17 protein-coding genes are annotated in these 20,802 nt (G+C 57.8%); 14 read left to right on the top strand and 3 right to left on the bottom strand.

Translation table 11 applies throughout. The features are described 5' to 3' along the window. Positions 1–113: 113 nt before the first annotated feature. From AR456_RS08990 to AR456_RS20915, 3 genes are all read left to right on the top strand, one after another. Entirely contained in the window at positions 114–2,738 is a 2,625-nt protein-coding gene (locus tag AR456_RS08990; protein ID WP_021821095.1) for a fimbria/pilus outer membrane usher protein, read from the top strand. A gap of 161 nt (positions 2,739–2,899) precedes the next feature. Next, positions 2,900–3,634, top strand: coding sequence for a fimbrial biogenesis chaperone (locus tag AR456_RS08985; RefSeq protein WP_021821094.1), 735 nt, complete (start codon positions 2,900–2,902; stop codon positions 3,632–3,634). A 78-nt stretch (positions 3,635–3,712) separates the two neighbouring features. After that, complete coding sequence (locus tag AR456_RS20915) at positions 3,713–4,726, top strand: fimbrial protein (protein ID WP_236995570.1); 1,014 nt, start codon at positions 3,713–3,715, stop codon at positions 4,724–4,726. A gap of 105 nt (positions 4,727–4,831) precedes the next feature. Here the strand turns inward: AR456_RS20915 and AR456_RS08975 are convergent, their stop codons facing one another. Continuing rightward, positions 4,832–5,761 (bottom strand): LysR family transcriptional regulator, encoded by a 930-nt coding sequence (locus tag AR456_RS08975; RefSeq protein WP_021821092.1) that lies wholly within the window; start codon positions 5,759–5,761, stop codon positions 4,832–4,834. Between the two features lie 85 nt (positions 5,762–5,846). Here AR456_RS08975 and AR456_RS08970 point away from each other — a divergent pair, with 85 nt between their 5' ends. After that, the gene (locus AR456_RS08970; RefSeq protein WP_021821091.1) at positions 5,847–6,275 is read left to right on the top strand and encodes a DMT family transporter; all 429 of its coding nucleotides are present in this window, start codon (positions 5,847–5,849) and stop codon (positions 6,273–6,275) included. Positions 6,276–6,291: 16 nt separating this feature from the next. After that, positions 6,292–6,777 (top strand): DMT family transporter, encoded by a 486-nt coding sequence (locus AR456_RS08965; RefSeq protein WP_021821090.1) that lies wholly within the window; start codon positions 6,292–6,294, stop codon positions 6,775–6,777. Positions 6,778–6,838: 61 nt separating this feature from the next. Here AR456_RS08965 and AR456_RS08960 read toward each other — a convergent pair whose 3' ends face one another. Together AR456_RS08960 and AR456_RS08955 are read right to left on the bottom strand one after the other, a co-directional pair. Next, entirely contained in the window at positions 6,839–8,716 is a 1,878-nt protein-coding gene (locus AR456_RS08960) for a DEAD/DEAH box helicase (RefSeq protein ID WP_021821089.1), read from the bottom strand. A 35-nt stretch (positions 8,717–8,751) separates the two neighbouring features. Beyond that, positions 8,752–9,744: a LysR family transcriptional regulator gene (locus tag AR456_RS08955; protein ID WP_051995812.1), complete on the bottom strand. Its 993-nt coding sequence runs from the start codon at positions 9,742–9,744 to the stop codon at positions 8,752–8,754. Between the two features lie 231 nt (positions 9,745–9,975). On the opposite strand from AR456_RS08955, the gene AR456_RS08950 reads away from it, so the two are divergent. The 9 genes from AR456_RS08950 to AR456_RS08910 all read left to right on the top strand — a co-directional run bounded on the left by AR456_RS08950 (position 9,976) and on the right by AR456_RS08910 (position 20,755). Continuing rightward, on the top strand, positions 9,976–11,280 hold the full coding sequence (locus AR456_RS08950) for an L-fuconate dehydratase (RefSeq protein ID WP_021821087.1): 1,305 nt from the start codon (positions 9,976–9,978) through the stop codon (positions 11,278–11,280). A gap of 70 nt (positions 11,281–11,350) precedes the next feature. Then, positions 11,351–12,517 carry a TRAP transporter substrate-binding protein gene (locus AR456_RS08945; RefSeq protein ID WP_236995552.1) on the top strand — a complete coding sequence of 389 codons (1,167 nt, stop codon included), beginning with the start codon at positions 11,351–11,353 and terminating at the stop codon, positions 12,515–12,517. Between the two features lie 69 nt (positions 12,518–12,586). Further along, a complete protein-coding gene (locus AR456_RS08940; protein ID WP_021821085.1) occupies positions 12,587–13,078 on the top strand; it encodes a TRAP transporter small permease in 492 nt (163 codons plus the stop codon). Next, the gene (locus AR456_RS08935; RefSeq protein WP_021821084.1) at positions 13,075–14,331 is read left to right on the top strand and encodes a TRAP transporter large permease; all 1,257 of its coding nucleotides are present in this window, start codon (positions 13,075–13,077) and stop codon (positions 14,329–14,331) included. Before AR456_RS08940 ends, AR456_RS08935 begins: the two co-directional genes overlap by 4 nt. A gap of 47 nt (positions 14,332–14,378) precedes the next feature. Then, the gene (locus AR456_RS08930) at positions 14,379–15,803 is read left to right on the top strand and encodes an FAD-binding oxidoreductase (protein ID WP_021821083.1); all 1,425 of its coding nucleotides are present in this window, start codon (positions 14,379–14,381) and stop codon (positions 15,801–15,803) included. 127 nt (positions 15,804–15,930) lie between these two features. Then, entirely contained in the window at positions 15,931–17,079 is a 1,149-nt protein-coding gene (locus AR456_RS08925; protein ID WP_021821082.1) for a fumarylacetoacetate hydrolase family protein, read from the top strand. 226 nt (positions 17,080–17,305) lie between these two features. Beyond that, a complete protein-coding gene (locus AR456_RS08920; protein ID WP_021821081.1) occupies positions 17,306–18,055 on the top strand; it encodes an SDR family oxidoreductase in 750 nt (249 codons plus the stop codon). A 119-nt stretch (positions 18,056–18,174) separates the two neighbouring features. Beyond that, a complete protein-coding gene (locus tag AR456_RS08915; protein WP_021821080.1) occupies positions 18,175–19,026 on the top strand; it encodes a fumarylacetoacetate hydrolase family protein in 852 nt (283 codons plus the stop codon). A 64-nt stretch (positions 19,027–19,090) separates the two neighbouring features. After that, positions 19,091–20,755: a UxaA family hydrolase gene (locus AR456_RS08910; protein WP_021821079.1), complete on the top strand. Its 1,665-nt coding sequence runs from the start codon at positions 19,091–19,093 to the stop codon at positions 20,753–20,755. Positions 20,756–20,802: the final 47 nt, after the last annotated feature.

The raw sequence follows: 20,802 nt of genomic DNA, 5'->3' as shown, positions 1-20,802 counted from the left end.
TATCGCACCGTATTATCAGCAAGACTCCAGGAAGTTTCTTGCCGTTATCCCCGCTTGTGAGCATATTCGCTATTTAATGGGAAGGCGGGATTATCCTTTGAGGGCTTTGGAAAATGCCGGTCATCACTGGTTCTGTCGCTTTTCTGGAAAAGAACATCGATTTATTTCGCAACACCATCACATCTCACCTCCGTATCAAAACGCTTCGCAATCTGCTGATACTGATCGCAGTAACGTTGTTGCAGCTAGCCATCGCACCCGAATCTTCTGCCGTAGAGGAGCCGGCTTTTGAATTCGACTCTCGCTTCCTGAGAGGCAATGGAAGCAACGTCAATGTTTCGCATTTTGAACACTCAAACTTATTGACAGAAGGTCGTTACCAGCTCTCTGTATGGCTGAATGAGAAAGAGCCGTTTGATCAAGAGGTCAATGTTGTCAACGGTCCTGATGAAGAGCCAGTATTATGTTTCAGTGAAACTGCCGTGCAACAGTGGGGCGTCAGGTTTGGCGCATTGCCGGATCAAGCGCTATTGGAGCAGCAGAGAGAGCAACAGTGTCTACAGGTTGAAGTACTGATTCCCAATGCCAAAGCGGCGGTAGATGTCGCTGCCTTGCGTGTCGATGTCAGCATTCCCCAGCTTTATCTCGGCCAGGTCAGGCGTGGTTACATCTCGCCGACGGACTGGGACAATGGCATTACTGCAGGCTTTCTGGGATATACCGCCAACGCCTTCAACTCACGCCCGGATACAGGCGACAGTTCAACGCGTTACAGCGCAAACCTGGCAGCTGGCTTCAATATTGGTGCCTGGCGGCTACGCCATAATGCCAACGTGCAGGGAGGTGATGAGACAGGATACGAGTCTATCAACACCTATGCACAGCGGGATGTGGTACCGCTGAAAGCGCAATTCACTGCAGGGGAATATTTTACCCCTGGAGATCAGTTTGACAGTGTGCCTTTTCGCGGGGTGCAGTTGACCAGTGATGACCAGATGCTCCCCGAATCCGAGCGTGGCTTTGCCCCCGTTGTTCGCGGAATCGCCAACTCGAATGCCGTCGTCACAGTACGCCAGTCCGATACCGTCATCTATGAAACCTCGGTGCCACCTGGCGAGTTTGTGATCAACGATCTGTATGCCACCAGCTATGCCGGCGACCTGGAAGTGACAGTCACCGAAGCGGATGGTAGCGAACGACGTTTTACAGTGCCCTTCTCATCAGTCGTGCAACTGCTGAGGCCGGGTGCCTCACGATTCAGTGCAACCCTCGGTCAGTACAGGGACACAGAAACCGGTAGCGGACCGATGTTCGGCCAGGCGACCTATCGCCGCGGCATCAACAACATCATCACCATGTACGGAGGAGCCACGCTGGCGGAACAGTATGGTTCAGCCGTGGTCGGTGCCGCCGTTTCAACTCCTGTGGGTGCCTTAAGCACCGATGCCACGCTGTCACGGGTCCAGGATGTACTGATGACATCAGGCGAAAGAGAGACGCTATCCGGTGAGAGTTACCGTATCAGCTACAGCAAGCAGTTGGACGCCAGCAAGACCAACCTGTCACTGGCCGCCTACCGCTTTTCCAGCGATGAATACCTGGATTTCGCCGACTATGCCCAGCTTGAGTCTCGCAACGACAGTTTCGACAGTATCAGGCGCGAGCAACACCGCTTCCAGGTGAGTATCAGCCAGCCGCTGGGAAGCTATGGCAACCTGGGTGTCAGCGGAATATCGAGGTCCTGGTGGGATGAACGTGATGACACTACAACCTTTCAGGTCAACTATAGCCGTGCCTTCAACTGGGGCAGTCTGTCACTATCCGCCAACCGGGACCTTTCCAATAACGAACCCGACGACGGTAACGGAGCCGACACTCGTTACCTCGCTACAGTCAGTTTCCCGATTGGTCATGGCGCTCGAAGTCCCAGACTTTCACTCAGCAGCAGCTTTGAAGATTCAGACAACTATCAGATGCGCACCAGCATGACCGGAGTTGTTGGCGAACGCGATCAGGGCAGCTACCAGCTTTATGCAACCCACACTGCCAACGTAGGTGCGAGCGCTAGAGAGTATGGTGGCAGCCTGCAGTGGAATACCCCCGTAGCAGCGCTGGGAACCAGCGCTAGCGTGGGCGACACATCCAGCCAGTACTCTGCCTCCATCAGCGGTACCGTTCTCGCTCATTCCGGCGGTCTGGTATTCAGTCCGGAACGAGGCGAAACCATGGCATTGATCAAGGCGGAAGGTGCCGAAGGCGCGTCACTGCGTTCATCGCGAGGACCAGTGGTCAACGATCAGGGATATGCTCTGGCGGCCACCCTGACACCCTATCGATATAACCGCTTGAACCTCGATACCAGCACTCTCGATGCCAGCATAGAACTAAGTGCTACCGGCCAGGATGTTGTGCCCACTCGCGGCGCCATCGTGGCAGTCGAATATCCGACAGATAACGGCATGCCGTTATTGATTCGCGTTACCAATAATCAGCAGATTCCGTTCGCCTCGTCAGTCATCGACCCGTTGAGTGGCGAGATGCTTACGATGGTCGGCCAGGGAGGGGTGATCTATGTTCGCGGCGATTATGACGTGCTGGACGTGGACCTCGGACAAGGAACCAGCTGCCAGATACAACTTCCGAATATCGAGGCACTGCCGGTGGATGAGCGCGGCTACCGCAGCATCGAACTGCCCTGCTCCGGCGCTGGCCAGCTACACTCGATAGCAGGTTCATGAAAGTGGCTCGCGGCGCCTCGTATCAATTCGCTACAACTCGATCAATGACCAGGTCATCCATCATGCGGGACCCGACACAAACTCACGGTCCAGTAACGATATTTCTGAACACTAACATTCTCGAATACTAACGTTTTTCAAGACAAGAGGTAGCTCAACTCATGACATTCCACTGGGTCAAGACAGCCTTTCTCGCTCTGGGTCTGTCGGTTCTGGTTACCGGACAGAGCCAGGCAGCCGTTACCATCTCAGGCTCACGGGTCATCTATCCCGCCGAGCAGCAACACGTTGGGATCGAACTGTCCAACAGCAGCGGCACGCCCGTACTTGTTCAATCGTGGCTGGATAGCGGTGATGCCACTCTGCAACCGGGTGAGGAAGCTCTGCCTTTCGTGATCACACCGCCCGTAGCTCGTGTCGAGGCACATGCGGGCCAAACACTGAGGCTGGCGTATATTGGCCATAACCTGCCTCAGGACCGCGAGTCATTGTTCTGGCTCAACGTACTGGAAATTCCACCGAAAGCGACGAGCAGCGAAGATCTCAACACCTTACAAGTGGCTCTGCGCACTCGCATCAAGGTGTTGTTCCGCCCGGAAGGGTTGCAGGGAAGTCTGTCCCAGGCCGCAGAGGGGCTGCAGTGGCGCTGGGGAAGCATGACGCCAGGTGGACAGGAGCTGATCGCCGAAAATGTCTCTCCCTACTACGTCAACCTGGCCAACCTTCAGGTGACCTGGTCCGGAGGCAGTAATAGCGTCGAAGCTGCTCCTGTTCCACCAATGGGCCAACAGGTGTTTGTCGTGAAAAATCTACAGAGTTCACCGTCAGGGGCAAACATCAGCGGCGACTGGATCAACGACTATGGCGCTACCACAGCCATTCGATACCCTCTCTAGCATCCTTGCGGTTAGTGATCAGGACAACAACCTATGAAAATGAGAACACTGACTAGTGCCTGGTGGGGAGCATTGTTGGTGCTGGGCATATCACTGGCTGCGCAGCTTGCCCTGCCGACTCCCGCTTATGCGACAAGAACCGATAACTGCACGGCATCGTCCCTCCCATGGAGCCCTGTTTTATATGCCCGCATAACCAAGGATCTCCCGATTGGCTCGGTAATCCCCGGTTCCACCATCTCCAATACGGTGAGCATCGACTGCACTAGCGATTGGTCCAATGACAACGTATGGGGAGACACCTGCAACGGCGGACCAAATTGGGCGCTCTCCGAGGCCAGTGAAACACTGATTCGGGAGACGTCACGTCCAGGCGTCTATACCTTTGATGGCTTGCCTGAGTACCTCGGCTATCAATTCATGAGTTCGTCTGGACAACCCCTTAGTCTTGACTCTGAAGGCCGTCACAACACTGGAGTCCGGATAGCAACCGGGCAACAATCGGTTCCACTCGATTTTCGCTTGATCAAAATCAGCGACACGACAGCAACGTCGACCTCTGCTGAGCTGCGCATGTATCTGAGTTGTAATGGCAACGAATGGGGCAATCGAAATGCTGCTGGCAGCCTGGTCACCCTGCACGTCGATATCGAACAGATTACCCAGACATGCAGCATGGTAATCGCCAACACCCAGGTGGTGTTACCGACCGTATCCAGTTCAGCATTCAATGGTGTCGGCAGTGCTGCGGGCAGCACGCCATTCACACTGGAGTTTGATTGCGATGCGGATGCCGCTGCCAAAGTGAATATCAGCGATGCAACGACCCCGAGCAACGCCACCGATATCTTGACGTTGCAGAACGATTCGAGCGCCGATGGTCTGGGTGTTCGACTCACTCATCAAGGTACACCGGTTAGGCTCGCCCCCAATCAGGCCTTCGACCTGGGGGGTAGTGAATTTCCTCTGGACAGCCCCGGCGGCTCACAGATCATCAGCTTGCCGCTGGCAGCCGAGTACGTGCAGAAAGACGCCAGTGTCACACCCGGCACAGTGCAGGCTCTTGCGGTAGTGACCATCGCCTACGATTGATGGTACTGACTTGATAATACCGGCAACCGACCTGAAGGCAATCATGCCTTCAGGTCCAGGAACAGCGGAGCTGCTGGCTATCTCAATTGTTAACCGTTTCAACTGTTACCCATCCCAATAGGGCACTTCGCCTATTGCCTGCTGCAGATGAGTCAGGAATGCCGCCACCTTGGAGGAACGCAATCGATTCTCGGGGAATATGGCATGGATGCCTTGAGGTTCCGGTTCCCCCGACGCTTCCCACTCCTCGAGTACAGAGGTGAGTCGCTGCCCGGAAATATCGTCATGTATCAACCATGTAGGAAAGAGGATTATCCCTTGCCCCTGCAACGCGGCCTCTCGCAAGCTCTCGGCATTGTTACTGCGCAGGTTGCCGCGAACCTCATGCGACCGAAACAGGTGCGAATTCGGGTCACGAAAATACCAGCGCTGCACGCCTCTGCTGCCCTTGTAGACAAGGCAGTTATGCAAACGAAGTTCCTCTGGTGTCCGTGGGCGGCCATGCTCGGCGATATAAGCGGGTGAGGCGCAGGCAACGAAGTGCTGGTCAGCCAGTTTCCGTGCCACCAGGCTGGAATCTCGCAACACCCCCACTCGCAGTACAATATCAACGCCCTCCTGCACCGGATCGATAAATGCATCGGTCAGCGTCAATTCTGTTTCGATATCCGGGTACCTGGCCTGGAAAGCAGCAAGACGCGGTGCGACGTGCAAGCGCCCAAAGGCTACGGGCGCATTGATTCTCAACAGCCCTCGAGGCTCGGTCGCGGCTCCCTGCACCTGCTCCGTGGCAATATCCAGCGTATCCAACACCTCACGCACGGTTTGATAATACTGCTCGCCTACTTCAGTCAGCCTCACCGCTCGCGTGTGGCGATACAGCAACCGCTGTCCCAGAGCCTTTTCCAATGCGGCGATATGGCGCGATACCGAGGATGCGGGTAAGCCATGCTGGCGTGCCGCCGCAGCAAAACTGCCTGTCGCGGCAACCCGCACAAACAAGCGCAATGCCACCAACGAAACATCATTGCTCATTCAGCAATACTCCTATGCCGTATATACCAATTGTAGCATTAGAAGCAATTCGCTATTTTCCTCGTCCTTTTACGGGAGATACACCATGAAAACGCTTCTCATCCTGCTGGCGGTGGTCATCGCCGGCATGGGGCTATCGGTGGAGGCAGGCCTACTCGGCCCATTGGGAGAGGAAATCGGTCACCTGCCGGCGACACTATCGATCTTCATGGTCGGCGGGTTGTTGCTGACGCTGGCCATGATCTTCACCCGCCCTCGCCTAACGCTGATGTTCCAGCAACCTCGCTGGCTGCTCACCGGAGGTATTCTGGGACCGATCTACGTGATCATTCTCACCGTTGCGACACCCTTTGTCGGGGTCGGGGTCACCATGATCGGCATTCTATGCGGTCAGGTGAGCGCTAGCCTGGCGATTGACCACTTCGGCCTGCTCGGCAGCGAAAAACGCACCGTAGACGGGTACCGCCTGATGGCATTGGTACTGATCATTGCCGCACTTTGGCTGATGCACTGAGAGGAACCCCCAAGAGATGTTACTTCCCCTGATTTTCCTGCTCCTGCTTATCGGTGGTGCCGCGCTTTCTGCCCAGTCATCCATCAATGGTCGTCTAGGCAGCAATGTCGGCGTTCTGGAAAGCGCCTGGTTAACCTTCGCTTCCGGCGCACTGATCACCTTTCTGCTGATGTTCTTCTTCGAGCCACCCCACGAGCAAACGCTTTTCACCGTACCCAAGTGGCAGCTGATTGGTGCGCTGTTCGGTGTAATCTATATGCTTGTCGTGGTGTTTGCCGTTCCGCGTGTCGGCACTGCCGCTGCGACAGTTGCCACGATTTCCGGTCAACTGCTGATGAGCATACTGATCGATAACTTTGGTTGGTTCGGCAATACCTCCATGCCCACCGACCCGTCCCGTATCACTGCCATGGCGCTGCTTGCCGGCGCTCTCGTCCTGATCTATCTCAGCAATACTCGGCGTCGGGAGCGTGCGACAGCGGAAGTTACCGCCACCCAGTAAGGTGCAGCAGCGGTAGCGGTCCTGACCAACCGACCTGAAGGCATTGCTGTCTTCAGGTCGGTCATGTTTCTTCTTGCTTCTTCCCCTTCAAGGCGGCCCGCAATGCAGCCGGACCCGTCTGCCCGGTATATTCCTGCGCCTGCCGTTCCATCAACTGCCTGACCCGATTCTGCCCAGATTCTCTGGCTGCCCCATGGCTGACGGTCACGTCTGCCCCTCGTCTGCGTTCAGGGCGATTGCCGGGCAACATTTCCAACAGAAGGTGTCTATGGCGACCAAAATAGGGATGCAGATCCCCATCCTCCTGCCTGCCGAGAAGCTCGATATCATCATTGGGCTCAAGCGGATAACCATGCCTGTGGAAATGATCGAGGAGTATATCGGGCAACAGCAGTAATCGTTGCGCCCGTGACGCCGCGGTATACAGGAAATTCAGATCAATCCAGTAACTCGCGGCATCCCACTGGTCCACCAACCTTGCAGGCACCAGGTCCTGGGCAACACAAACCCGAGGAAACTCGTGGCCTTTCGCTCGGATAACCGAAGAGAGTGTCAGGCCACGCGCTGGAGGGTTTTCCCAGTCATCCAACATCGCCTGCTGACGCTGCTGATCGGCGGCTTCCCATTGATCAACAATGTCAGGGAGATGCGGGTCCTGGAGGTTCTGCCTGACAAACCTGATAATCTCCATGCCCTGCTGAAATCTACGCTGCTGGAAAGCCCCTTGAATATCGTCAAGCGAGTGAAAACCGGCGAGGTGTCGGTCATGCAGCGCCCTCTCGGGCCACACAGCATGGTTTCGCGAGGCGATGGTGATCACATCCTGCAACAGCGAGATAGGATAGGATGCCAGGCCATCGACCCATGCCAACGCCAGCCCGCGGTAGCTGGCATCCAATGCTTCCTGAAAAAGCGTGGTCAGGTATCGCGAGATGTAGGTGTAGTGCTGCCCCTGAGCTTCCCAGTCCCATCGTGCCGTATCGGCGAGAACCGCCGACCGTCCTGCGCCCTCCATATTGGCCATACTGCGCTTGCCGGATTTGCAGACCACCCCATTCAACAGGCTGGCAACGCTCGGCCCGAACCGGTAGGACATGCGCATGGGTATGGTGGTGCAGTGATCAGCGATGAATCGGCGCAATCCAATCTGAAAGCGACCTCGGCTATTCAGTGACTGAAAACGATCGCCAAACATGACCACGGCACAGCGCTGACGCCGGAGCAGGGACAGTATGCTTTCCGTTGCGTCCTGAGCCTCTTCCAGTACCACTATGTCATAACCGCCCAGCGGGTCGATCTTGACACGCCGCTGTTGCACCGCGTCGTACCCTGCCACAGGGGGTGACAACGTCCAGATCTTGAGGACTGCCAGATATGTCAGCGGCGTTGTGTCGGGTGCATAGTCATTCTGATCGAACCAGACTGCCCGCGCCTGCTGAAGGAGTCTGGCATTTTCGCCAGCTGACGGAGTTGGAGTTTGCTCGCCATCGTACCGCTGCTCGGGCAGATGTGATTCATCGATATGCCGCGAACCACTGACATGGAAGTTATCGAGAACTCGGCGAATCCTGACCAACTGAGCAAGATCAATGTGACCAACGACGTTTTGTACCGCAGCCATGGTCAGGACACGCTGAATAGGCAGCGCCAGCTTTTCACGCCAGGCGTGTTTGAGGAATTGTGTCGCCTGATCATGCAACGTTCGCACCGTACAGTTGCTCGGCAATGTTGCCCTGGCGCGGTCGGCGATATTACGACTCTGAGCCAGGAACAGCACGGTTTGATTGGCATTGCTTCTGGCAACTTCGGTGATCAATAGGCTCTTTCCTGCCCCTGCAACGGCCGGGACATTGGTGATCCGTATCTCATCCAACCCCTTTTCCGACAGCACCCGTTGCAGGTGTCGATAGATATTCTGCTGCTCAACCGAGAGTTGCATTGCCGACCTCGCCCAGGAACTCCGTGATCAAACGACTATCTTCCGGGAGCTTCAAGGTCTTGTCCATTACGCTGCCGTACCGGCTCAGGCTCCTCATCACTGCCCTGCTCTGAGACACGCAACAAGGCAATGAACTCCTCCACCACTTCGGATAGTGGTTCGCCCTTGCGGGTCATCGCACCGTAGAGCCCAAGAGGAGCCCCAACATCCAACGGCAAAGTGGCGAAACGACCGTGGGAAAAAGTGCTCTTGAGGATCGAGCTGGGCAGCACCGATAGCGTGTCAGAGGACGCAACCAGCTGCAGTGTCGCTTGAGTCGAAGTGGTTTCCACCACGTTGCGCGGTGATGGCACTCCAGCCTCGGCCAGCGCGGTTTCGAACAGGCCGCGCATGGGACTGCTCATGGGATGCAACACCCAGGGCCAGCGCACGATTTCCGCCAGCTCAGGCGTAGCTTTGCTCAATGGGTGACCAAGCCGAGCCACGACCGATACCGGTTCGTCATTGAGTGGCAGGAAATCGAACAGATGACGTTGGGCAGGCTCCGTAAACCGACCGATCGCCACGTCGAGCAAATGATATTCAAGATCCACCAGCAACCGATCGCTGGAGTTCTCGAACAGGCTGATGGCCAACCGCGGCCGCCGTTGCTTGAGAGCCTGAATAGCGTGCGGCAGCATCACCGGCGCCGCGCCGGGTACGGTGCCCAATGAGAGTTTGCCGAAGCCGCCTTCCCGCATCGAGGCGAGATCTTCGATCAGACGGTCGGTGTCATTGAGCACACGGCGGCAATACTGCAGAACGCGTCGCCCCGCATCGGTAGGCTCCATGTGCCCCGGGTCTCGGGTAAAGAGCCGGGTGCCGAGAAAGCCCTCGATATCCTTGAGCATCTTGCTGGCGGCGGGCTGACTGATGTTCAACTGCCGTGCAGCATTATGCATGTTGCCACTCTGCTCCAACGCCACCACCAGCAGCATATGCTTTACCCGCAACCAGCTCTTGATGTGCAGCCCGAATTCCTGGTGCATGCCGAGTACCTCGCTAACGCTGCAACGCAGCAGCACTTATTGGTTGAATGCAGGAACAGTCTCCTGGCAACAATCAGCCGCCTGGCAACGATGATAACCACAGGTTATCGGTGCAACAAGAAATACCATTGGCGCAAATTTCATGGGCCTACATAGACTCGATGCACAGAAAAAACCTCTCACACGCCAACAGCAACACATGACGCGAACAACAAAAGGCAGCAGGTAACAATGACCATCATCACTCAGGTTGAAGCACGCGATATTCGTTTCCCCACGTCACGTCAGTTGGACGGTTCGGATGCCATGAACGAAGCGCCAGACTATTCGGCGGCCTATGTCATTCTGCATACCGATCAATCTGATGACCTCACCGGCCATGGTCTGACCTTCACCATCGGGCGCGGAAACGACATCTGTGTTGCGGCAATCAACGCCATGGCGTCTCGCTTGGAAGGACGCCATCTCGAGGATATTACCGCCAACATGGGTCAGTTCTGGCGCGAGATGACCAGTGGTGACAGCCAACTGCGCTGGCTTGGTCCGGAAAAAGGCGTGATTCACCTCGCGGCCTCGGCAATGATCAATGCGGTCTGGGACCTATGGGCAAAGCGCGAAGGCAAGCCGATCTGGAAGCTGCTGGTCGATATGTCACCCGAACAACTGGTCAGTTGCCTGGATTTCCGTTTCGTTACCGATGCCCTGACTCCTCAGGAAGCCATCGCCATGCTCAAGCACATGGCGCCTGGCAAGGAAGCTCGCGAAGCCGAGATGCGCGCCAACGGCTATCCGGCCTACACCACTTCCGCCGGCTGGCTGGGCTATGACGAGGACAAGGTGCGTCGCCTGTGTCGTGAGGCACTGGACGACGGCTGGGAACACTTCAAGCAGAAGGTCGGTGGCAACCTCGAGGAAGATCGTCGCCGCGCGGCGATCATTCGCGACGAAATCGGCGAACAGCGCACATTGATGATGGACGCCAACCAGGTCTGGGATGTCGATGAGACCATCGCCAATATGCGCGATCTTGCCGAGTTCAACCCCCACTGGATCGAGGAGCCGACCAGTCCCGACGATATTCTTGGCCATGCCGAGATTCGCAACCGGCTGTTTGATTCGGGCATTGGCGTCGCTACCGGTGAGCATTGCCACAACCGAGTGATGTTCAAGCAGTTCATGCAGGCGGGTGCTATCGACTACTGTCAGCTCGACGCGGCGCGCCTCGGTGGACTCAACGAGGTGATCATGGTGTTGCTGCTGGCGGCCAAGTTCGACATCCCGGTATGCCCGCACGGTGGTGGCGTCGGGCTTTGCGAGTACACCCAGCATGTCTCGATGTTCGATTATATCGCCGTCTCCGGCTCCCTCGAAGGACGCCTGCTCGAGTACGTCGACCACCTCCACGACCATTTCATCGATCCCGTCCGTATCCGCAGGGGCCACTATCTACTACCGGAAGCTCCCGGTTACAGCATCACCATGAAAGCCGCTTCATTGGATGACCACACCTACCCCACCGGCAGGGAGTGGCAATAGGCAGTCCCCCGGGGCGCCCATGAGGCACCCCGGTTTTCCCCTACGCCTGCTCAACAGGAGTTGTTTCGCAATGACAATCACAACAAAGACGATCACAGCAAAGACAGTCACGACCAGGACCGTCACAACCAGGTCAGTCACAGCAGAGACAAGTGCAATAACGACCGATACCCGACCGGGCTGCTTCACGTCTCGCACCCTTTTCGCCTCGGTCGGCGCTCTGGCGCTGACGCTGGCCACCGTGACATCAACACAGGCTGCAACGGAGATGCCGCCGATACCCGACGTCAGTGGCTCCGTCGTCGAAGGTGACGACAATGACTACAAGCTCAAATTCAGTATCGGCACCACTCAGTCGGGTGCACAGTACCGTGGTCTCGAATATTTCGAGAAGATTGTTGAAGCGCGCAGCGACGGCCATATTCAGGTCGAGCTGTTCCACAGTGCACAGCTGGGCGATGATCTCCAGGCGGTGAGTGCGCTGCAGTCCGGCACCCTGGAAATGACAGCCCCCTCCACGTCACCACTGGTCAACATGTTCCCGCAGTTCGCGGTCTTTGATCTGCCGTTCCTGTTCCCGACACCGGAGATCGCCGACGAAGTACTCGATGGTGAAATCGGTGACAGTATGCTGGATGTCGCCAGCAGCAATGGCCTGGTAGCGATCGGCTGGGCCGAGAATGGCTATCGCCAGTTGACCAACAGCCAGACTGCTGTGGACTCACCCGATGACCTGAGCGGACTCAAGGTCCGTACCATGCAGAATCCGATCCACCTGGATATCTGGCGGACACTCGGTGCCAACCCTACGCCGATGTCATTCGCTGAGCTGTTCACTGCATTGGAGCAAGGTGTGGTCGACGGCCAGGAGAACCCATGGATCACCATCCAGTCCTCGCGTTTCAACGAGGTTCAGGGCTATGCCAGCGAGACCAATCACGTCTATACCCCCTTCATCACGCTGGTCTCCGAACGCTTCTGGAACAAACTGCCCGAGAACTACCAGCAACTGTTGGTGGATGCCGCTCAGCAGATGGGTGTCTACGAGCGTGAAGTCAGCCGCACGCTGAATGATCAGATCAAGCAGGAGCTGATCGACGACGGCATGCAGATCACCGAGCTGACGCCGGAACAGGTTGCGACTTTCCAGCAGTCCCTGTCCCCCGTCTATGACGAATGGCGTGAGCAGATCGGCGGTGACCTGATCGACGCGATTCGCGCCCGCTCCGCTCAGTAATTTCGATCCGCCACACCGGACATCGCGTCGGTGTGGCTATCGTCCGTCCATCTGTTCTGGAGTTGTTTGATGACGACTCAAGCATCAAGTCCTACCCCTGGGTGGCTGGGGTTCCTGATCTCCACGCTGCGTATCGCGGTTGGCCTGCTGGTGGTTGGCGTGGTGTTCTGCGTATGCGCCAACGTCTTTGGCCGTTTCGTACTCAACACGTCCTATTCCTGGGCCGAGGAAATGTCGCGTGTGCTGTTCATCTGGCTGGTGCTGCTCGGCGCCGGACTGGGTAGCCTTGAGCGCCAGCACGTCGCGGTGACCTGGTTCAAGGATATGGCGCCCACTGGATTACGTCGTGTGCTGAGCCTACTGGCGATTGCCATCATCTATGTGGTGTGTATCTGCATCCTGCTGGGCTTCAACGAGTTGATCTCGGGGTTTACCAGCGCTACACCAATGCTGGGCATTCCCAGAACCTGGCTGTATAGCGCGATGCCAGTGATGGCAGTGCTGACGCTGATTGCCAATACCCTCGCGCTGATCGCGGTATGCCGGGGGGATGAGTCATGATTCTGTGGAGCATCCTCATTGGGCTGGCGATCTGTATCGCCATCGGCATGCCTATCTCCTTTGGCCTCGGCGCCATCAGTCTGTTCATCTTCTTCTATTCCGACTATTCGCTGTCGCCGATCGTCGACCAGGCGGTGAATGGCCTGGATTCCTTCCCGCTACTGGCGATTCCGTTGTTCATTCTCGTTGGTGAGGTCATGAGCGAAGGTGGCATCGCCACGCGTCTGGTGCGTCTGGCCAGTGCATTGGTCGGCTTCGTGGCTGGTGGTCTCGGCCAGGTAGCCGTGATGACCTCGATGTTCTTCGGCGGTATCAGCGGCTCTGCCGTTGCCGATGCTTCCGCGGTCGGCAGTATGATGATCGAGCCGATGAAGCAACACCGCTATACCGCTTCGATGGCGACCGCGATCGTGGTGGCTGCGTCGGTGGTCGGCATCATCATTCCCCCGTCGATCCCGATGATTCTGTTCGGTGTGGTCACCAACACGTCGATTTCGCAGCTGTTCCTCGCCGGTATCGTGCCGGGCATTCTGATCACGCTCGGTCTCGCGATGACCACTTATGTGCAGTCGCGCAAGACCGGACGCGGCCAGCCCTTCTCGCTGCCCGAACTGGGCGCCGCCCTCAAGGACGCAGTGCTCGCTCTGCTGCTGCCGGTGATCATTGTCGGCGGGATTCTGACTGGCATATTCACTCCCACCGAAAGCGCCGCCATCGCTCTGATCTACGCAGTCCTCGTCTCGCTGCTGGTCTATCGCAGCCTGACGCTCAAGCGTCTGTTCGAGCTGTGCATTGCGACCGGTCGTTTGACGGGTGTGGTGATGCTTCTGCTGGCCTTTGCCAGCGTGCTGGCATGGTTACTGACCGCCAATATGATTCCTCAGCAGCTGGTGGTCAGCCTGTCGGCGATTACCGAGAACAAGCTGCTGCTGTTGTTGCTGCTCACGGCCTTCCTGCTGGTGGTCGGCTTCTTCATGGACCTGACTCCGGCCATGGTGATCCTCGCGCCGTTGATGACGCCGGTCGTGGTCAAGCTTGGTGTGGACCCGGTGTATTTTGGCGTATTGATGTCGTTCGTGCTGGGCATTGGGCTGATTACACCACCGGTAGGCACCGTGCTCTACGTCGGTTGTGGCGTCGGTAAGGTCGGCATGGAAAGTCTGGTCAAGAGCCTGCTGCCGTTCTATTTCACCCTGCTGGCTCTGTTGGCGCTGTTCCTGGTATTCCCCGGCCTTGTGCTGTGGTTCCGCTAGGCCATGGCTCGATAAGCTTATGGACTCCGAAAGAAAAGGATCTCTCAATGCGTGATGCGCTGATCACCTTTCTACAACAATCGCTGGGCCCCAGCGGCGTACTGGTCGACGGTAAGGATACCGAGCGCTACTGCCTGGACTGGGCGGGTGCCCGTGGTGCCGAGCCGCTGGCTGTCGCCCGCCCGGCGAGTGTCGATGAGGTCGCTCAGGTCATGCGCTACTGTCATCAACACGATATCCCGGTGGTACCCCAGGGAGGTGGTAGTGGTCTGGTGGAAGGTGCCCTACCCGATCACCACACGCCAGAGCTGGTGCTGAGTCTGGAACGCCTCAACCGTATACGTCATCTGGACCCGCTCAACTTCACTGTCAGCGTCGATGCCGGCTGTGTGCTGCAGATGATCAAGGATGCAGTTCAGGCGGAGGATTGCTTCTTCCCGCTGGCGCTCGGTGCTCAAGGCAGTTGCCAGATCGGCGGTAACATCTCGACCAATGCTGGCGGACTCAATGTATTGCGCTACGGGATGATGCGCCAGTTGGTGCTGGGGCTGGAGGTAGTACTGCCGGATGGCCGCATCCTCAGCGATATGCGGCCGTTGCACAAGAACAACACCGGCTATGACCTCAAACAACTGTTCATCGGTGCCGAAGGCACACTGGGCATTGTCACCGGGGCCGTACTCAAGCTCGGCCCGCGCCCGATTCACTCGCGAACGGCATTGATCGGCTGCCCGGATGTCCAGTCGGTGATGCGGCTCTATGGCCTGGCTCGGCGCAGTTGCTGTGACCTGCTGAGCGCTTTCGAGTTGATTCCGCGTGCCTGCATTGAGCTGGCATTGGGAGCAGCCCCGGCCTTGAAGGACCCTCTGGATAGCACCCATCCGGTCTACGTATTACTGGAAGTTGGAGCCAGTGGCGAGCTGGATCTGGATGCAATGATCGAGACGCTCTTCAGCAAGGGGCTCGATCAGGGATTACTCAGCGACGGTGTATTGGCCAGCAGCGAAAGCCAGGCCGCTCAACTGTGGCAGTTTCGTGAGGCGATGCTCGAAGGTCAGCAGCGTAGAGGCTTGCACCTACGCACCGATATTGCCTTGCCGATCTCATCGCTGGACGCCTTCCATCAGCAGGCTGAGCAGTTGGTGGAGCGGCTGGCACATGACGCCGAGGTTATTGCCTACGGCCATGTCGGCGACGGCAACCTGCACTTCAATGTACTTCCCCCGGCGGCACTCAGCGACGACGACAAACAAGCCCTGCTCCACGACATCGAGGAGCAACTGTTCGAGCTGGTGGCAGAATTCGACGGCAGCATCAGCGCCGAACACGGCATCGGCCGAGTCAAGCAGAACGCCTTCCTGGGCAACCTGTCGGCACCGCAGTACGACATCATGCGCGGCTTGAAACGGTTACTCGACCCACGTGGCAACTTGAGTGCTGGACGCATACTGCCGCGCTCGGATGGCCGCTAGCTACCGCCGATCAGCTTGCCGTACCAATCGCAATCGAGTCAGACACACTTGAATCAGACACACTCGAATCAAACACAGCCAAGCCACAAGATATTTTCCGACAAACAGGATTTCAGGAGACTCTCCCTTGATCAACTCGATTCTTCCCCAGGATGCAGAACGTGCGCTGCTGGTAGGACGCGTATGGCTCGACGAACAACGTGGCCCGGTGATCGTGGCCCTGCGTGCTGGCGAGGTCATTGATCTGAGCGGCCATGTCAGCGTGATGGCCGACCTACTCGAACGTGATGATGCCGCAGAACTGGCAGCCAACGGCGACGGCAAGGCACTGTGTTCGATCGAGACGCTGATTGCCAATTCGCAGGCTCGTCCTCAGGTCAGCCCGTATCTACTGGCACCCTGTGACGTGCAAGCGATCAAGGCCTGCGGTGTGACCTTTGCCGTCAGCCTGCTGGAGCGAGTCATCGAAGAGCAGGCCGGCGGAGATCCCTCTCGCGCCAACACCCTGCGCAGCGAGCTGAACGAGATCATCGGCAGCGATCTGTCGCGCATCAAACCCGGTTCCGAGGCAGCCATGACGCTGAAGGCTGAACTTCAAGCACGCGGTGCCTGGTCACAGTATATGGAAGTCGGTATCGGCCCCGATGCCGAGGTGTTCACCAAATCGCAGCCGTTCTCGGCAGTGGGCTTCGGCGCCAGTGTCGGCCTGCATCCGTCGTCACAGTGGAACAACCCGGAGCCCGAAGTCGTACTGGCCGTCGATGCCAGCGGCAAGGTCAAGGGCGCGACCCTGGGTAATGACGTCAACCTGCGCGATGTTGAAGGGCGTAGCGCCCTGCTGTTGGGCAAGGCCAAGGACAACAACGCCTCCTGTTCCATCGGTCCGTTCATCCGCCTGTTCGATGACCACTTCTCGATAGATGACATTCGAAATGCACTGGTCAGCTTACGCATCGAAGGCCACGACGATGGCTTTGTCCTCGAGGACAGCAGCGATATGCGCGAGATCAGCCGTGATCCTCTCGACCTGGTCGCTCAGACCATCGGTCGCCACCATCAGTATCCGGATGGCTTCATGCTGTTCCTCGGCACCATGTTCTCGCCCATTCAGGATCGCAATGGTCCCGGTCAGGGCTTTACCCATCACCTCGATGACGTAGTCACCATCTCGACCCCGACACTTGGAAGCTTGTCCAACCCGGTGGGTCGCAGTGACCAGTTGCCGCCCTGGCAATACGGCATCCGTGCCTGGCTGGCTCATCAGCGTCGCCAATGAAGCGCCATTTGTGATGTGTCGAGCCGCACCTGCGGAGGTCGCTCATGCGATCATTGGCAAGCCGCGGATAGCTGAGCCATACTCGCTACATACGTCATGCTTTCATCCTGTCATACCATCCTATAGGTAAGTCCTCAGATGGTCCTGACGGGCATAACAAATGCAGGCTCTGCCGTGCCCCGCCCATGGGGTACGGCAGCAGGCTGGACAATCGCGAGGATAGAGCATGCGCCTCATGCACAAGGTTGCCCTGATCACCGCGGCAGGCCAGGGCATCGGTCAGGCAACAGCAATTCGCTTTGCGGCCGAGGGAGCTAAAGTCATCGCCACCGATATCGATGCCGATAAGCTCGACAGGCTGCGTAACATTGATGGCATCGAGTGCCACCGCCTGGATGTGACCGATCCGGTCGCTATCCAGGAATTGGCCTCACGCCTGCCAACAGTAGAAGTGCTGTTCAACTGTGCGGGCTATGTCCATAGCGGCAGCCTGCTGGACTGCAATACGGAAGACTTCGAACGCTCCATGGCGATCAATGTCGGTTCGATGTTCCATACCATTTCTGCGTTTCTGCCCGGCATGCTGCAGGCCGGCACGGGCAGTATTATCAACATGGCTTCCGTGGCCTCGAGCCTCAAGGGTGTTGCTGGCCGCTTCGCCTACGGCACCAGCAAGGCGGCAGTATTGGGACTCACCCGCTCCGTTGCTGCGGATTACGTCACCCAGGGCATACGCTGCAACGCCATCTGTCCCGGTACTGTGGACTCGCCATCGCTGCGCCAGCGCATCCACGACCAGGCAGAACGCGAGGGACGACCGCAGGATGAAGTACATCAGGCCTTTCTCGACCGCCAGCCCATGGGCAGGCTCGGAAGTGTCGAGGAAATCGCTGCATTGGCTACTTACCTCGCCAGCGATGAATCCACCTATACCACGGGCACCGCTCAGGTCATCGATGGTGGCTGGCTGGCATAACGCCAGGCGCGCTCTTCACGAGGACGTGCCACCAGGTCGTTCTACGGAGGCGTTCCATAAGGGCTCCCCACAAGAACTTTCGACAAAGACTTTTCACCGGCTTTCTACAAGGACTCTCCATGAAACTGTTGCGCGTCGGCCCCCTGGGCCAGGAAATCCCCGCTGTTCTCGACGATCAAGGTGTCATTCGCGATATCTCCAGTGAGGTCGATGATCTCGCTGGCGAACATCTATCGGCATCCAACCTCGCGCGAATTGCCTCTCTAGACCTGTCACGGCTACCGGAAGTCAGTGATACCACCCGCATCGGAGCTTGCGTGGGCCAGGTCGGCAAGTTCATCTGCATCGGCCTCAACTACGCCGACCATGCCGCAGAAAGTGGTGCCGATGTCCCACCTGAACCGGTGGTATTCAACAAGTGGACCAGCGCGATCTGTGGCCCCAACGACAATGTCCTGATTCCCCGTGGTTCCAACAAGACAGACTGGGAAGTAGAGCTGGGTGTCGTCATCGGCAAGGCGGGACGCTACATCGAGGAAGCCAATGCGCTTGATCATGTAGCAGGCTACTGCGTGGTCAATGATATCTCCGAACGCGAGTTCCAGTTGGAGCGCAGCGGCACCTGGGACAAGGGCAAGGGCTGTGACACCTTCGGCCCCATCGGCCCGTGGTTGGTCACGCCGGACGAGATTGCTGACCCGCATGACCTCGCGATGTGGCTGGAAGTCGACGGCAAGCGTTATCAAGACGGCTCAACCCGCACCATGGTTTACCAGGTGCCGTTCCTGATCAGTTACCTCAGCCGTTTCATGAGCCTGCAGCCGGGCGACATCATCTCGACCGGTACACCACCCGGGGTTGGTCTTGGTCAAAAGCCGCCAGTCTATCTGCGCTCGGGACAGTCGATGCGCCTCGGAATCGAGGGCCTGGGCATCCAGACTCAAGAGGTGATTGCGGACCCGGATGCCTGAACCGGTTACCTGAGTCGGATACCTGAGTCGGATACCCCAGCAGCCCATGAGGAGACCGTGACCCATGGCTATCGATACCAACAGCAGTCCACAGACCATTGCCAGCGATAGCGCCGGACACCCCAGCCTGCGTGTGCACGCCCGGGACAATGTTCGTGTTGCGCTACGTGACCTTGCCGCGGGTACAGAGATTGAGGATGGCAACGAGATCATCCGTCTTGTCGAACCCATTCGGCATAAGCACAAGTTTGCACTATGCGATCTCAAGACCGGCGACACCGTCACCATGTACGGTGTCACCGTCGGCCGTGCCACTCAGCCAATAGCTGCCGGAGCCGCGATCCGCACTGACAACCTTGCGCATTCAACCGACTCTGACTCCACTGGGCCGGGTGCCAGCGAGGCACATTGGCAGATGCCGGATGTCAGCGCCTTCTCCACCGCGACTTTCGATGGCTTCCATCGGCCTGATGGTCAGGTCGGTACGGCCAATATATGGCTGGTGGTACCGCTGGTGTTCTGCGAGAACCGTAACATCGAGGTACTGCGACAGAGTGTTGCCGAAGCGCTGGGCGATGACCCTTACCGCGACTACAAGCGGATGGCGAAGGCAATGCTGCATGGAGTGGACGATGACAATCCATCACCGCTCCATGTCTCGCCCTTTCCCAATGTCGATGGCGTGCGCTTCCTGACGCACCATCAAGGCTGCGGTACCACCGATGATGATGCGCTGGCGCTGTGCCGTCTGCTCGCTGGCTACATCAACCATCCCAATGTGGCCGGGGCCACGGTCTTGAGCCTTGGCTGCCAGAAAGCCCAGATTGCGATGCTCAAACAGGCGATGAAGGAACGCGACCCTGAAGGGCTGCGACCGGTGCACTATATCGAACAACAGGCTACCGCCAGTGAGGAGGCGTTGATCCGTGAGGCGCTGACGACCATCTTCGATGGGCTGCGCGAGGCAAATCGTGTCGAACGCCAACCCGCACCGTTGTCGAAACTGCGCATCGGGGTGGAGTGTGGCGGCTCGGATGGGTTTTCGGGGCTCAGCGCCAACCCGGTGGTTGGTGCCACGATCGACCGCCTGGTGGCCCTCGGCGGTAGCGGCATTCTCAGTGAATTCCCGGAACTGTGTGGGGTTGAGCATGAGCTGCGTGCTCGTTGCGTGGATGATGCTACGGCACAGCGTTTCACCACGCTGATGGAAGCTTACCAGCGGCATGCTGCGGCGGTGGGCGCTGACTTCTCCATGAACCCCTCACCCGGCAATATTCGCGACGGCCTGATCACCGATGCCATGAAGTCAGCGGGAGCCGCACGCAAGGGTGGCGACAGCCCAGTCGTGGAAGTGCTCGACTACACCGAACCGGCAACGCGACCCGGGCTGAGCCTGCTCTGCACGCCAGGCAGCGATGTCGAATCGACAACAGCACTGGTGGGCTCAGGTGCCAACCTGGTGATATTCACCACCGGGCTTGGTACGCCAACCGGCAATCCGGTGGTGCCGGTGCTCAAGGTATCGAGCAACTCGGATCTGGCCAGGCGCATGGCCGATATCATCGATTTCGATACCGGGGCGGTGATTCGAGGTGAGACATCGATCGATGAGCTCGCGGACCAGCTACTGCAGCTGTGTCTGGATACCGCTTCCGCGCGTTATGCGCCAAGAGCCGTCGAACTGGCGCAATATGACTTTATCCCCTGGAAGCGCGGCGTCTCGCTATAGCCCTTTGAATTGACTTAGCGCTTCGAACCAGCGCTTCGATACACAGC

This window comes from Halomonas huangheensis (assembly GCF_001431725.1).
GTDB lineage: Bacteria > Pseudomonadota > Gammaproteobacteria > Pseudomonadales > Halomonadaceae > Halomonas > Halomonas huangheensis.
The sequence above is the reverse complement of the archived record's forward strand: the minus strand, read 5'-3'. Positions and strand labels throughout refer to the sequence as shown.